Here is a 15,003-nt window from a genome sequence, read left to right on the forward strand (position 1 = left end):
AAAGTCCGTTAAGTCTGACAAATATCGATGGCGAAGACCGCAGCAGCGGCCGCCGGGAGAGAGGGGAGAGCGATGAGGGGTTTTGCGAGAATTGCCTGTGGTGCGTCGGCCGTCGCGTTGACGGCAATGCTGTCGCCGGCCGCGGTTGCGCAGACGGGCGGCGCCGCGTCTGCGGGTTCGAGCGGCGAGGTACAGTCCGACGATGCCGATGCTGCGAACGAGCAGGAAATCGTCGTCACCGGGCTGCGGGAAAGCCTCGCCTCGGCGCAGGCGATCAAGCGCAATGCAGAACAGTTGGTCGATTCGATCACCGCCCAAGACATCGGCCGCCTGCCGGACACCAACGTGGCCGAGGCGCTACAGCGGATTTCGGGCATCCAGATCCAGCGCAACCGCGGCGAAGGCAGCGGGATCGCGATCCGCGGGCTCACCCAGATCCGCACCGAGATCAATGGGCGCGACATCTTTTCCGCCAATGGCGGCCGCGGCCTCTCGTTCGAAGAGGTCGGCCCGGACCTGCTGGCGGGCGTCGACGTTTACAAGAACCCGTCGGCCGAACTGATCGAAGGCTCGCTGGGCGGTACCGTCAACCTCAAGACCCGGATGCCGTTCGACGCGCCGGGACGGGTGTTCTCGGTCACCGGGTCGTACACCCGCTACGATCTGATCGAGGACGATGGAAAAGGGCTTTCGGGCCTGCTCAGCGATCGCTGGAACACCGGAATCGGCGAAATCGGCGTTCTGGTGAATGCATCGTGGCAGACCACGGCGTTCCGCGAGGACGCCGTGCAGGTTGAGCCCTATTATTTCCATGGGCCGACGCCGATCGACGGCGCGATTGTGCAGAACACGCTCGTGCCGGGCTATGAGGATCAGAATGTCCAGGTGCCGCACGGCGGAGGCTTCAACATCGGTGCCGGCAATCGCAAGCGGTTCAGCGCGGCGGCCGCCGTGCAATGGCGACCGGCCGATAACCTGGAAATCTACGGCCAGTTCCTGACGGCGCATTACCGGTTCCACGACTACGGCCTGTCCTTCTTCGCGTCGGGCAGTTCGATGACGCCGGACCCGGATTCGACCTTCACCATCGAGGACGGGGTCGCGACGTCCGGTGCGCTTCTGAACCCGGGTTCGTCTGACGTCGTCTATGGCAACAACCGCCAGACGCTGACCAATGACTTCGCTGGCGGGCTGAAGTGGGACGTCAACGACCGGCTGCGCTTTTCGGTCGATTACCAGCATATCCATTCCACTGCGCAGCAGCAGTCGATCAACCTGACGCTGGGCGTGTTCAACCCGAACGAGTCGCTGGCGGGGCTGGGGCGCGACTGGACGCTCCAGTTCGACACGCGCGGCGATTTCCCGTCGTTCCTGCCAACCGACCCCACTTATCTGTCCGATCCCGCCAATTACGGCTTCACTGCGATCCTGCCCTATGCCGAGGACAATACGGCCGATGCCGATGCCATCCGCGGCGATCTGGAATGGGATTTCGACGACGGGTCGCTGCTGCGCAAGCTGAGCGTCGGTGGCCGCTATTCGGTGAAATCGGCGATCAACCGCAACACGACCTATGGCACCTGGACGGCCATCGGATCGACCTGCGCCAACTGGTCGAGCGCTGGCGGCTGCTACCGCGCGTCGGGCTATCCGGAGTTCATCGAGCTCAACCCGCTCCAGAGCTCGCTGCTGCGTGGTCGGGCGAGCGACCTTGTGTTCGGCCCGGTGGTCGAATGGCGGCTCTCTTCCGCGCGCAATCCCGAACAGGCTTTTGCCGACGTGAAGGCGATTTCGGGACAAGACATCGGCTTCCGCGCGTTCGACGATCCCAATTCGTTCAACGGGACGGTGGATGAGAAAGACATCTCCGCCTATGCGCGCGCCGCGTTCGGGTCGACGGTGTTCGGGCTCGATTGGGACGGCAATGCCGGTCTGCGCTATGTTCGTACGATCGAGGAAGGGCACGGCTTCCAGATTCTCAACTACCGCGCGCCCGGCTCGACGCCGGTGACAAATCCGGACGGCAGCGTCACCGCGCCGCCGACCGTCACCGTGCGCGAACCTTTCGACGGCGGACGCGATTACACCAAATGGCTGCCAAGCGTGAACCTGAGGCTGCACGTCACCCGCAATCTGCAAGCGCGTTTCGCCTTTTCAAAGAACATCTATCGCCCGGATTTCAGCCAGCTCAACCCCAGCTACAGCCTCGGGCCGACCTATACCGGCACGTCGAGCACGCCTGATCTCGTCAATCCGAACCTGCCCTATGATCCCGCCACCAATCCCTATGCGGGGACCGGAAGCGTGGCCGGCAATGCCGATCTGAAGCCGCAGCGGGTGACGTCGTTCGACGCCGCACTCGAATGGTATTTCTCGAGGACCGGCTTCGTCTACGGCACGATCTTCAAGAAGAATCTCTACGACCTGCTCGATAACCGTACCTATGCGGTCACCCGCAACATCGAAGGGCTCGGCAACGTCCAGTTTAACGTCACCTCGGTGGTCAACGTATCGAAGGGCGAGGTGAAGGGTTTCGAGCTCGGCGGGCAACGGTTCTTCGATTTCCTGCCCGGCTTCCTGTCCGGCCTGGGGGTTCAGGCCAACTACACCTATGTCGACAGCAACGCCGGTCAGGTGGCGCAGGGGACGGTGGGAAGCACCAACCTGATCACCGTGCCGATCGCCGGTCTTTCGAAGCACAGCTACAATCTGGTCGCGCTGTACGACAAATACGGCATCAACCTGCGCCTCGCGTATAACTGGCGTGGCAAGTATCTGATCACGACGACCGGTGTCGGTACGCAGACGTTGCCCGAATTTCACCAGCCATATGGTGTGCTCGACGCATCGGCGAGCTATGACATCAACAAGAATCTCGCGATCACGATCGATGCCGCAAACATCAACGATGCGGTGTATCGAAGCTATTTGGCGGTTCCGAGCAACCCGCGCGACTATAAGCTGAACGACCGGCGCGTTTCGGCGCGAGTCCGCCTTCGGTTCTGAGGGCCATGGCGTCCTGAAAGAGACCCTCCTGGCGCGGTGGCACCCTCACCCGGGCTACCGCGTCTTTTTGTGAAATCCGATGCCAAGCGCGTTCCGCCTTCACATGATCCCGCGGCGCGCGCAGTGTGGCCGGGGCGCCCGCTGCCGGGGGAAGGGATTGCATGTCTGATCGCCTGATCAAACACGTGGTTGTCGTCGGCGGCGGCACGGCCGGCTGGATGGCGGCTGCCGTGCTCGCGAATGGCCTTGCCCGCACCGACAGAACCATCACCGTGATCGAATCCTCGGAAATCGGCACGGTCGGTGTCGGCGAAGCGACGATTCCGCCCATTCTCACGCTCAACCGGCTGTTGGGGCTCGACGAGGACGAACTCGTTCGCCGGACTCAGGCAACCTACAAGCTGGGCATCGAGTTTCGCGACTGGGGCGCGGTGGGGGAGCGCTATTTCCACCCATTCGGTGTGTTCGGCGCCGATCTCGGCGGCGTCCAGTTTCATCAGCATTGGCTTCGTCTGCGCGAGGGGGAACTCGCCGATTACTCGCTGCCGACAGTCGCGGCGATGGCAGGGAAATTCGCGCGTCCGTCAGACGATCCGCGCAACGTGCTCTCGAAACTGTCCTATGCGCTGCATTTCGATGCCAGCCTCTACGCCGGCTATCTGCGCGAGAAGGCGGTTGCGCAAGGCGTTCGCCAGATCGACGCGCGGATCGTCGACGTTGCCCTCTATCCCGAGACGGGGTTTGTCGACGGGCTGATGCTGGCGGACGGGCGCCGCATTTCGGGCGACCTGTTTCTCGACTGTTCGGGGTTTCGCGGGCTGCTGATCGAGCAGGCACTTTCGACCGGCTATGAGGATTGGTCGCATTGGTTGCCGATGGATCGTGCCATTGCGGTGCCCTGCGAAAATAGCGGCGAACCGCGCCCCTATACGCGCTCGACGGCGGGCGAGGCCGGGTGGCGGTGGCAGATCCCGCTCCAGCATCGCACCGGCAACGGCCATGTCTATTGCAGCCGCTACCTCGACGACGCCAGGGCGGAGGCGCAGTTGCTGGCGGGGCTTGAAGGCCGCGCCCTCGCCTCGCCACGGCAACTTCGCTTCACGACCGGTCGGCGGAAGCTGGCCTGGAACCGCAATGTGATCGCGCTCGGGCTGGCATCGGGCTTTATCGAGCCGCTGGAATCGACATCGATCCATCTGGTGCAACAGGGGGTGACGACGCTGATGTCGCTGTTCCCGAGCGGGCGGATCGAGCCTGCCGAGGTCGCGCAGTATAATCGGCTCACCCAGGCCGATTATGAGCGCGTCCGCGATTTCGTGATCCTCCATTACAAGCAGACGCGCCGGCGCGACACGGCCTTCTGGCGCGATGTTTCGGCGATGGCTGTGCCCGACAGCCTGGCGCAGCGGATGGATGTCTTCGCAAGCCACGGCCGCCTCTTCATCGAACCCGGCGAACTGTTCACCGAAGCGAGCTGGGTCGCGGTGATGACGGGGCAGGGGCTGATGCCGCGCGGCCATGATCCTCAGGCGGACGCATTGCCCTCGGACGAGGCCAGGGCGATGTTGCGGCGGATGCAGTCGGTGATCCGGCGCGGTGCCGATGCGCTTCCAAGTCATGCGCGTTTCCTTGCCGATCGTCGTCTGGCGGCGGTCCCGGCGTAGCCGCGCCGCTCCGCGCGCTCACATCATGCGCATGCGCAGGTTGAAGAGGATGACCAGCGTGCCGCCAACCATCAGCGCGACGATCAGCGTCGAGAACAGGATCAGTCGCAGATCGTCGCGCGCCGATCGCTGCAGGCTGATGTGCAGGAAGCAGCGGAACTGGACGATCATCTGCACCAGGGCGAGGCCGAACATGGCTGTGATTGAGACTAAGCCTGAATGCACGCCATTCGAAGCACTACCGGATCAACGTTGAGGAACTGGCGAGGCTTCCCGAGGGGCGGGCGCTTGTTGTCTGCGTAGCCGTTGGCGCCTACCACAATCGCAGAAATGGCGATTCGTGGTACATCTTGTATTGCCTTGGGAAGCGCGCTGGTGACCCCGACGGGACTCGAACCCGTGTTTTCGCCGTGAGAGAATGGCCCCCCAGAGGGTTCGGCGTCCATGTGGACGCCTATGGATCCTTTGTTTTTCAATGCTTTGCGAAATTTCAGTCCTTTCGCATCCATGCAATTCCTGCTACACTTTTGCAGTAATTTTGCAGTAAGTTCGAGGGGCTCGCCATGGCGCGGATCGTTCGCAACCACAGGCTCGACAGCAGGACTGCACGTGCGCTGTTGCCGAAGCGTCACGCCCCCTATTGGCACGCGCTGACGCGCGGCAGGGCGCTCGGGTATCGCAAAGGCGCCAAGGGCGGCGTCTGGTTCGCCAAGTACCGCACCGCGGACGGCAAGCGCGAGCAGTTGCTCCTGGGCGTCGCTGACGATGCGTTCGACAGCGAGACCTCTGACGTGCTGAGTTTTGCTGCGGCGCAGGTCAAGGCGCGCGACTGGTTCGAGGCGCTGGACCGCGATGCGGGCCGGCGGCGACCGCGCTACACGGTCGAGGAGGCCCTCGACGACTACCTCGAGAATTTCGCGGGCAAGTCGCTCGACAAGACCCGCTTATGTCGTCGAGCGGTTCGTTCGGCCCGAGTTCAAGAATGTGCAGGTGAGCGATCTCACCACCGAGCGACTGCGCGCGTTTCTGGAGAAGATCGCGTCGCGCCGTTCCGTGTACCGTGCGAACAAGAAGGGCATCGCCAAGGAGCGGCCGCTTCGCGATGATGCTGCACGCGTCCAGCGGGCAAACGCCGATCGCGCGTTCACCCCGCTTCGGGCTGCGCTCAATCGAGCCTTCGCCCTCGGCAAGGTCGCAGATGGACGGCGTGGCGGCGCGTGAAGGCCCACGCGAAGGTCAGCGCGCCCAGGATTCGCTATTTCACAGGGCCGGAGATCCACCGCCTGATTGAATGTGCGCCGGACTGGTTCCGCCCGCTGATCCAGGGGGCGCTGCTGACCGGCGCGCTGGTCCGAGCTACATCGTGTTCGTGTGCGCGACGTCGATCTGATGACCGGCGTGGTGACGTTCCCCGACACGAAGAGTGGTCGGCCCCGCTTCGTGCATCTGAGCGACGAGGGCATTCAGCTATTTCGTGGCCTGTGCACGGGAAAGCGGATGGATGCGCTCGTCTTCTTGAACCAGCACGATCGCGGGCTGGGCACCTCCCGCCAGATCAGGCCGATGCGTGAGACCTGCGAAGCGGCGGGCGTGGAACCAGCCGGGTTTCACATCCTTCGGCACACCTATGGGTCGCGGCTCGCCATGGCAGGTGTCCCCATGGCGGTTATCGCTGAAGCGCTTGGCCACGCTGACGAACGGATCACGCGGAAGCACTATGCACACTTGTGCCCATCCTACGTTCGAGACGCCGTCCGGGCGGGGCTTGGAGATCTCGGGATTGTTCAGAAGCCCTCGGGCCTGCGTCTTGTACGATGAGACGCATCGAAGCCGAGTGACGTGTGCAGGTTGAATTTGCCGTACTGATTCAAATGGTCCCGGCACACATTCGTTGTTGCTCGCACCGGGGGGGCGGGTCCGTTCTCGACCAACTCAGGACGTACCCCTCCGCGTCCCCAGCGTCAGCTTCCGGCCCGAGAGCCGACGATCAAGTAGATATTTCCGGCCCCAGAGCTTCGATAATGCGGCATTCAGCGACAGTTCCTCCGTCGCACGAGTCAATCACCGCCTTCAATTCCCTTCTCAGCGCTTGGAGGTCAGCAATCTTGCGATCCACCTCCACCAGATGCTGGTGGGCGATACGATCAATCCCAGCACAGTCGCAGCTCTTGTCGTCGGAAAGGCCGAGTAGCGCGCGCACTTGATCCAGCGAGAAGCCGAGGTCGCGGGACCGCCGGATGAATGACAGGCGGCCAAGCTCAGCCTGCCCATAGTCCCGGTAGTTGCTCGACGTTCGCGCGGGCTTTGGCAGCAGGCCGATCCGCTCATAGTAGCGGATCGTCTCGATCTTCGTGTTTGTGGCCTTTCCCATTTCCCCGATCGTCAACGCCATGCTCTTGACCCTGTAGTTGCTACAGGCCCTATATAGCCTGTCATCGACGTGAAAAGGTGATGACACATGGCTGGCGGCTGCTGCGGCGGAACACCCGACAATGGCGGAAAGACAGACGATCGCGTCTGGCGCCGCGCGCTCTGGATCGCGCTGATCATCAACGCCGGAATGTTCGGTGTCGAAATCGTCGCCGGCGTCACGGCAGGATCGGCATCGCTCAAGGCTGACGCGCTCGATTTTCTGGGCGACGCGGCCAACTATGCCATCAGCCTAGGTGTTGCCGGGCTTGAGCTACGCTGGCGCGCCCGCGCGGCCCTCGCCAAAGGCATATCGCTGCTGTTCCTAGGCGTTTGGGTCATCGGCAGCATGGCCTGGATGGCATCCAAGGGCACGCTGCCCACAGCCGAGACCATGGGAATCATCGGCGTTCTCGCGCTCGTTGCCAACCTGATCTGCGCCGTGATGCTGTGGCGGCACCGGGAGGGCGATGCCAACCGCAGGTCGGTCTGGATCTGCTCGCGCAACGACGCAATCGGTAACATCGCAGTGGTCGCGGCTGCACTGGGCGTCTTCGGCACCGGCACCGCATGGCCCGATATCGCCGTTGCGTCGGTGCTGGCCGGTCTTGGCGTCTCGGGCGGCTGGCAGATCATTCGCCAGGCATGGCTGGAATTGAGAAGCCTCGACCACAGTCATGCTACTCCCCGCCAAACCGGAACCGCACACCCCCGTTGAGGACCAAGCCATCGGTCGGTGCCCATGCGTCGACCGTCCATGCCCCACTCGGCGCGCGGTTGCGCAGGAGCAACGGGTCGAATTTGGTCTGCCGGACATTGAGCAGGTTCTCGGCGTTCAGGAAAAGGCTGACCTTGCCGAGGACGAGCTCGCCCATGGCGCCGAGCTGGACATAGGGTCGGCTGCGAGTGCGATAGGGATTGTCGTCCAGCGACTGGTGCCCGGTGTAATAGGCTTCGATCCCGAAACGCCCGCGCCCATTCTTCTCCCACATCGCAACAAGCCCGGCGCTGTCGCGGGGTGTCAAGGGGACTATGCGGCGACCCGCAGCATCGGGGTCAGGCTCTCTCGCATCGACGTGAACATAGCTGCCGGTCAGTGTCACCGCGTTCCAGCGGTAGCGGAGCAATACCTCCGCGCCTCGCGTCTTCGTCAGGCCGGTGGCGTTGATGAGGGTAACGTGACTGGCATCGACCATCTGGAGTTGCACGGCATTGTCGATGTTGGACGCGAACAGGCTGACATTGGCTTCCAACGGACCGTGCGCATAGCCGAAATCAAGCGAGGCGCTGTCCGCCACCTCGGCCTTCAACCTGGCATAGGGCACGACGCGCGAAAGGCCGTTGGCCTCAACCTCTTCAACAAATGGCGTCGGCGCGTAGAATCCGCGTCCAAGCGACGCGCGGATCGTCCACGGTCCCGGCTTATAGAGAGCCGACACGCGTGGACTGATGCGTGAACCATAATCGCTGTGGCCGTCCCATCGTGCGCTTCCCGCAAGGGTCAGACTGTCACCCAGCTTATGCTCCCCCTGAACGAAGAGCGAGGGCACGGTGTAGCTATAGTCGAAGGCAGAATAGACCTTTGAGCGATAATCATCCGTCTGGATGGCCGCGCCCGCCAGCCATGTGGTCGCGTCAACCTCACCGCCGACCGATGCCTCGGCCAGACCGGTCCGATGCCGGTCATTCTCAATGACGTCGCCGAAGCGATGGCGATGGGACTGGGTCACGCCGGACGCGCGCAGGTGAAGTGCGCCGATGCCTTCCAGCGGCGTCTCTGCCGTCAGGCCGAAGTCATATCGACGGCTACGCTGCGCCTGCACGAAAGGTTGCCCATCCGGCGCGGTGGCGCCCGGCATGGTGCCCCCGTCACGCTGTTCGGCCATCGCGCCGAACGTCAGCAGCGCCTTCGATCCGTCAGCGCCATCCCAGAAGAGCCGGGGCCGGACAGTGAAGCGCTTAAAGCCGGGCATATCCGCCCAACCATCATCGTTGAGGTCCTGGCGGCTCTGCCGATCATAGCCTGCTGTGATCGACGCGCTCAGCGTGTCGCTGATCGGCGAGGCGGCGTAGGCCGTGACATCCTGGCCGTTCCGACTTGTCGCATTCAGCAGTAACTCTCCCTGTGGTTCGCTCGCCGGTCGGCGCGACACCAGATTGATGACGCCGCCAAGGGCCGAAGGTCCATAGAGGGCCGATGCGGCGCCCTTGATGATTTCCACCTGACCCAGATCGGTAGGTGGGATCTGAAGCAGGCCGATGGAGGGCGTCTGTCCGCCGTAGAGCGGCAGGCCATCGGCGAGGATCTGTGTATATCGGCCCTTCAGGCCCTGAATCCGCACATTGGCAGCACCCAAGGCGGGCGATGTGGTCTGGACCCTGACGCCGGGGGTTTCGCTGACCAGCATGGCGATGTTGCCCGGCCGCATGAGGAGCTTTTCCTCGATCTCCTCCCGGTTCACCACATCCACACGGACCGGCTCGTCCTGAACGCGGCGGCCTGTCCGCGTCGACTGCACGACGATCTCGGGCTCTTCTTCCCCGTCGGCGTCGGTATCTGCCTGCGCATAGGCCGTCGCGGGCCATGCAGCCCCCAAGAGAAGTGAGAGCAGGACGTAGTTCGCCGGTCGGTGCGTTCGAGAACCAGACTTCAATGCCAACCCCTGTTCGATCAGACTTACGATCTCGGGGCGCCTCATAGGGCCTGTAGCAACTACAGGGTCAAGGCAAAGGTCACCACTCGCGTGATATGGCTAGCGAACACACATGGCCTCGTTACACGCTGAGCGGCAGGTTCCATCAGAACCTGCCGCTCAGCGGCTCATTCGGGAATGGCAACAAAGTCCCATGGCCGGTCAACCTCACAAGCAGGTTCGACCTCAGCAATGGCGGCTTTTGAAGCTCGACCCATGAAGGAGCGGAGCAGGCGAATCTCCTAGGTGAGAATCAGTTTAACTGCTCAAGACGCATCACATCATGCCGCTAAAGCAACCAGAATGTGTGGGACCAATTGTGGGGTGCCATCAAGCCAAACCACCCAGAAGGGCTATATTGCGCCATTTTCTGCTTGAAAATGGTGACCCCTACGGGACTCGAACCCGTGTTTTCGCCGTGAGAGGGCGACGTCCTAGACCGCTAGACGAAGGGGCCATTGCTTGGCGGAGGCGGCCAATTACGGGGTGGGGCCGGTCCCGTCAAGCGATGAATTTAGGGTTCGTTCACCCCGCGACCGGAAGACGCAGGCTGCCATCCTGCTCATAATGAACTTCGCCATAGGCCGTCACCGCATCCAGCGGAAGCGGGCCGTAGAGGTGGGGGAACAACTGGCCCCCGCGCGAGGGTTCCCAGCGGACGGCATCGCCCAGCGTCGCCAGGTCCACCGCAGCCAGCCACAGCCCCGCCTGGCCTGCGAAATGCTTGTCCAGCGTCTCCTCCACCTGCGCGGCGGTGGAGAGGTGGATATAGCCGTCAGCCAAGTCGATGGGCGCACCGGCGAAGACGTGCTCCTGCTCCAGCACCGCCATCTGCTCGGCGGTCAGGATCTTGTAGGCGGTGAGGGGCAGGTCGGCCATGGTTCAGGCCTCGCCGCCATCGGCAAGGTCTTCGCCCGGCACCGCGTCCGGCGTCGCTTCGCCTGCCACGGCGCCGTCGCCCAGGTTCATCTCGGCCTCGTCCTCGCTCTCTTCGACGCGCGCCGCAGAGACGACATGCTCGTTCGCCGCGACGTTGAACAGCCGCACGCCCGCCGAGTTCCGCCCGATCACGCGCAGGTCGCCCAGCGACATGCGGATCATCTTGGCCTGGTCGGTCACCAGCATCAGCTGGTGCCCCTTGGTCGCCGGGAAGCTCGCCACCACCGGCCCGTTGCGGGCGATGTTGTCGATGTTGGTGATGCCCTGGCCGCCGCGACCCGTGCGGCGATATTCATAGGCCGAGCTGAGCTTGCCGTAACCATTGGCGCAGACGGTGAGGATGAACTGTTCCTTGTCCTTCAGCTCCTCGTAGCGCGCATCGTCCATGCGGCGCGGCGCGCGATCGGCATCCTCGCCCTTCCATGGCGCGTGGCGCAGATAGTCCTCGCGCTCGTCCTGGTCCTTGATGCCGGCCTTGTGCAGGATCGACAGCGACATGACCTGATCGCCATCCGCGAGGCGCATGCCGCGCACGCCGGTGGAGGCGCGGCTCTGGAAGGCGCGGACGTCCTCGCCGGGGAAGCGGATCGCCTTGCCGGCGCGGGTGGCCAGCAGCACGTCGTCGCCCTCATTGAGCAGCGCGACGCCGATCAGGCGATCGTCCTCGTCCTCGCCTTCGAACTTCATCGCGATCTTGCCGTTCGAGGGCACGTTGGTGAACAGGTCCATGCTGTTCCGCCGAACGTTGCCCTTGGCGGTGGCGAACATCACATGGAGGTTCGCCCACTCGTCCTCGTCCTCCGGCAGCGGAAGCACCGTCGAGATGGTCTCGCCATTGGCGAGCGGCAGCAGGTTGATCATCGGCCGGCCGCGGGTGGCCGGGCCGCCCTCGGGCAGCTTCCACACCTTCATGCGATAGACGCGGCCCAGCGTCGAGAAGAACAACACCGGCGTGTGCGTCGAGGTGACGAACAACTCGGTGATCGCATCCTCGTCCTTGGTCGCCATGCCGGCGCGGCCCTTGCCGCCGCGCGCCTGGGCGCGGAAGGCATCGAGCGGGGTGCGCTTGATATAGCCCTGGACCGTCACGGTGACGACCATGTCCTCGCGCTCGATCAGGTCCTCGTCGTCGATGCCGTCGGCGGCAGCGGCGATTTCGGTCTTGCGCGGGGTGGCATAGGTGTCGCGGATCAGCACCAGCTCGCCGCGCAGCACTTCGTAGAGCTTGGCGCGGTTGCCGAGGATCTCGAGCAGTTCGGCGATCGAGTCGGCGAGTTCCTTGAGCTCGTCGCCGATCTCGTCGCGGCCCAGCGCGGTGAGGCGGTGCAGGCGCAGGTCGAGGATCGCGCGGACCTGGGTGTCGGACAGGCGATAGGTATCACCGGTCACCTCGGTGTCCACCGCCTCGACGAGGCGGATATAGGGCGCGATCTCGGCGATCGGCCATTCGCGGGCGAGCAGGGCTTCGCGCGCGGCCGCCGGGCTCGACGAGCCACGGATGATCTTCACCATCTCGTCGAGATTGGTGACCGCGATCACCAGGCCGAGCAAGATGTGCGCACGGTCGCGCGCCTTGGCCAACTCGAACTTCGAGCGACGGGTGATGACCTCCTCGCGGAACTTGACGAAGGCCTCGATGATGTCGCGCAGGTTGAGCAGTTCCGGCCGGCCGCCGCGGATCGCGAGCATGTTGGCCGGGAAGCTCGATTGCGCGGGGGTGTTCCGCCAGATCTGGTTGAGCACCACCTCGGGCGTCGCGTCGCGGCGCAGGTCGATGACGATGCGCACGCCCTCGCGCGAGCTTTCGTCGCGGATGTCGGAGACGCCTTCGATCCGCTTTTCTTTGGCGGCCTCGGCGATCTTCTCGACCAGCGCGTTCTTGCCCTGCTGGTAGGGGATCTCGGTGAGCACGATCGAGCGGCGCTCGCCGCGCTGCTCGAACTCGTGGCGCGAGCGGACCAGGATCGAGCCGCGGCCGGTCTGATAGGCCGAGCGGCAGCCCGAGCGGCCGAGGATCACCGCGCCGGTCGGGAAGTCCGGGCCGGGCACCAGCTCCATCAGCTCCTCGAGCGTGACCGCGCCGTTGTCGATGTACGCAAGGCAGGCGTTGATCACTTCGCCGAGATTGTGCGGCGGGATGTTGGTCGCCATGCCGACCGCGATGCCGCCCGCGCCGTTGACCAGCAGATTGGGGAAGCGGGCAGGGAGGACAGCCGGCTCGCTTTCCGAACCATCATAGTTCGGCACGAAGTCGACCGTGTCCTTCTCGATATCGTCGAGCAGGGCCGTCGCCACGCGGGCGAGGCGCGCTTCGGTGTAGCGCATCGCGGCGGGAGGATCGGGGTCCATCGAGCCGAAATTGCCCTGGCCGTCGATCAGCGGCACGCGCATCGCCCAGTCCTGCGCCATGCGGGCCATCGCGTCGTAAATCGAGCTGTCGCCGTGCGGGTGGTATTTACCCATCACGTCACCGACCAGGCGGGCAGACTTGCGGTAGGGCCGTCCCGCCACATAGCCGCCTTCCTGGGCGGCATAGAGGATGCGGCGGTGGACGGGCTTCAGGCCGTCGCGAACGTCGGGCAGGGCGCGCGCCACGATCACGCTCATCGCGTAATCGAGGTACGAGGTCTTCATCTCGTCGACGATCGAGATCGGAGTAATGTCGGAAGGGTCGGCGAGCATGCTCTCGTCGGTCAATGCAACGGACTTTCGGGTTTTTGTTACGCTGCGATGGCTCTAGCCGCCCGCATGCCTCCTGCCAACCCCGCGCCCGCGCGTACGTGCGCGCGCGAGTCTGTGCGGTCGGGCCGTGTACCGGCGCGGTGGTCGAACGCGCGAGCTCGCGGGAGCCGATGCGTCGACGAGACGTTTCTCGCCGTCGACGGGCGCGTTCAATCGCCATTCAGCGGGCTTGCGCCATCGGCAAGTCTGCTTGAATGGCGAACAACGCACCTTTAGAGGGACGGCGATGCCGTCAGGCGGACGAGGAGAGTTTCACATGAAGTTTGTTTCGAAGCTGGCGCTGACCGCGATGCTCGCGCTGGGCTCGACTGCGCTGGCGACGACGCCCGCTCTCGCCCAGAAGGGTGGCAAGAAGGACGGGAAGGAAGAATCGAACGCGCTGAAGGTGAGCGATGCCTTCCGCAAGGCGGTGGCGCCCGCGCAGGCGGCGGTTGAGGCGAAGAACTGGGCCGCCGCAGGCCCCGCGCTCGACGCGGTCGATCAGGTTGCGCAGAATGACGACGAAAAATATTATGCGGCCTGGCTGCGTTCGCGGATGGACGCGGCGCAGAACAATGTCGAAGGGCTGATGAAGAACCTGGCGGTGCTGATCGCCAGCCCGCGCACGCCGCCCGAAGACGCCCAGGCGTACAAGCGCCAATATTATTACATGGTCGGCGATGCTGCCGTTCGCGACAAGAAATATGCGGAAGGCATCGATGCGCTCCTGAAGGCGCGTGAAGCTGGCAACACCCAGTTCGACATCTCGATCGCGCTGGCAAATGCCTATGCCCAGACCGGCAAGCCCGCTGAATCGGTTGCCGAGGTGGACCGGGCAATCAAGACCGTGAAGGCAAGTGGCCAGCAACCGCCGGTCGCCTGGTATCAGTTTGCCATCCCGCGCGTCTATGCGACGGGCAATCGCGCGGCGACCGCCGACTGGCTCTCGCGCATGATCAAGGACTATCCCACCGCGCAGAACTGGCGCTGGGGCGTGATGGTGATGCGCAACAGCGCCGATCAGAGCGGCAACAAGCTCACCAATGCGCAGCGCATCGATCTGTATCGACTGATGCGCGCCACCAAAGTGCTGGCCGATCAGAACGACTATCTGGACTACGCGCTGAGCATGAACACGGCGGGCCTGCCGTGGGAAGCCGTCGCGGTGATCGAGGAAGGTCGCGCCGCTGGCAAGGTCCAGAGCGGCAATGCCGATGCCAACCAGATCCTTTCAACCGCGCAGAATCGCGTCAAGGCGGAAGGATCGCTGGCACCGCTCGCCAAGCAGGCCGAAAGCGCTGCGAACGGCAAGCTCGCGGCGCAGACGGCGGATGCGTATCTGTCCTCGGGTGACTATGCCAAGGCGCTGCAGCTCTATGATCTCGCGCTGCAGAAGGGCGGAGTCGTTACGGATGAGGTGAACCTGCACCGCGGCGTCGCGCTCTATCATCTCGGTCGGAAGGACGAGGCGCGGACCGCGTTCGGCCAGGTGAAGGCTGCGCCGACGGCCGATCTGGCGCTGCTCTGGACGGTGGCGCTCGACCTGCCGGCGCTTTCCTGATCCGCAACGC

10 protein-coding genes, 1 tRNA gene and 1 pseudogene are annotated in these 15,003 nt (G+C 64.1%); 6 read left to right on the forward strand and 6 right to left on the reverse strand.

The window, feature by feature from the left end; all coding sequences use genetic code 11:
• The first annotated feature begins 126 nt into the window (after positions 1-126).
• Together ACX40Y_RS13315 and ACX40Y_RS13320 are read left to right on the forward strand one after the other, a co-directional pair.
• Positions 127-3,006: a TonB-dependent receptor gene (locus ACX40Y_RS13315; RefSeq protein WP_459120055.1), complete on the forward strand. Its 2,880-nt coding sequence runs from the start codon at positions 127-129 to the stop codon at positions 3,004-3,006.
• Positions 3,007-3,167: 161 nt separating this feature from the next.
• Positions 3,168-4,670, forward strand: a complete 1,503-nt coding sequence (locus ACX40Y_RS13320; RefSeq protein WP_459120056.1) for a tryptophan halogenase family protein — start codon at positions 3,168-3,170, stop codon at positions 4,668-4,670.
• Between the two features lie 18 nt (positions 4,671-4,688).
• Here ACX40Y_RS13320 and ACX40Y_RS13325 read toward each other — a convergent pair whose 3' ends face one another.
• Entirely contained in the window at positions 4,689-4,865 is a 177-nt protein-coding gene (locus tag ACX40Y_RS13325; protein ID WP_459120057.1) for a hypothetical protein, read from the reverse strand.
• 368 nt (positions 4,866-5,233) lie between these two features.
• On the opposite strand from ACX40Y_RS13325, the gene ACX40Y_RS13330 reads away from it, so the two are divergent.
• Complete coding sequence (locus tag ACX40Y_RS13330; protein WP_459120058.1) at positions 5,234-5,776, forward strand: hypothetical protein; 543 nt, start codon at positions 5,234-5,236, stop codon at positions 5,774-5,776.
• A gap of 250 nt (positions 5,777-6,026) precedes the next feature.
• A pseudogene (locus tag ACX40Y_RS13335) lies at positions 6,027-6,488 on the forward strand (tyrosine-type recombinase/integrase); the annotation flags it as partial.
• A 169-nt stretch (positions 6,489-6,657) separates the two neighbouring features.
• Here the strand turns inward: ACX40Y_RS13335 and ACX40Y_RS13340 are convergent.
• Positions 6,658-7,062 carry a MerR family transcriptional regulator gene (locus ACX40Y_RS13340; RefSeq protein WP_459120059.1) on the reverse strand — a complete coding sequence of 135 codons (405 nt, stop codon included), beginning with the start codon at positions 7,060-7,062 and terminating at the stop codon, positions 6,658-6,660.
• Positions 7,063-7,128: 66 nt separating this feature from the next.
• On the opposite strand from ACX40Y_RS13340, the gene ACX40Y_RS13345 reads away from it, so the two are divergent.
• On the forward strand, positions 7,129-7,797 hold the full coding sequence (locus ACX40Y_RS13345; protein ID WP_459120060.1) for a cation transporter: 669 nt from the start codon (positions 7,129-7,131) through the stop codon (positions 7,795-7,797).
• Here ACX40Y_RS13345 and ACX40Y_RS13350 read toward each other — a convergent pair.
• From ACX40Y_RS13350 to gyrA, 4 genes are all read right to left on the reverse strand, one after another.
• A complete protein-coding gene (locus tag ACX40Y_RS13350; RefSeq protein WP_459120061.1) occupies positions 7,760-9,733 on the reverse strand; it encodes a TonB-dependent receptor plug domain-containing protein in 1,974 nt (657 codons plus the stop codon). The genes ACX40Y_RS13345 and ACX40Y_RS13350 overlap by 38 nt on opposite strands.
• A 420-nt stretch (positions 9,734-10,153) precedes the next feature.
• A tRNA-Glu gene (locus ACX40Y_RS13355) sits at positions 10,154-10,229 on the reverse strand.
• Positions 10,230-10,297: 68 nt separating this feature from the next.
• Positions 10,298-10,651, reverse strand: coding sequence for a DUF952 domain-containing protein (locus ACX40Y_RS13360; RefSeq protein WP_459120062.1), 354 nt, complete (start codon positions 10,649-10,651; stop codon positions 10,298-10,300).
• A gap of 3 nt (positions 10,652-10,654) precedes the next feature.
• Entirely contained in the window at positions 10,655-13,408 is a 2,754-nt protein-coding gene (gene gyrA, locus ACX40Y_RS13365) for a DNA gyrase subunit A (protein WP_459120063.1), read from the reverse strand.
• Between the two features lie 301 nt (positions 13,409-13,709).
• Here gyrA and ACX40Y_RS13370 point away from each other — a divergent pair, with 301 nt between their 5' ends.
• Positions 13,710-14,993 carry a tetratricopeptide repeat protein gene (locus tag ACX40Y_RS13370; protein ID WP_459120064.1) on the forward strand — a complete coding sequence of 428 codons (1,284 nt, stop codon included), beginning with the start codon at positions 13,710-13,712 and terminating at the stop codon, positions 14,991-14,993.
• Positions 14,994-15,003: the final 10 nt, after the last annotated feature.

This window comes from Sphingomonas sp. RS6, from assembly GCF_054489705.1.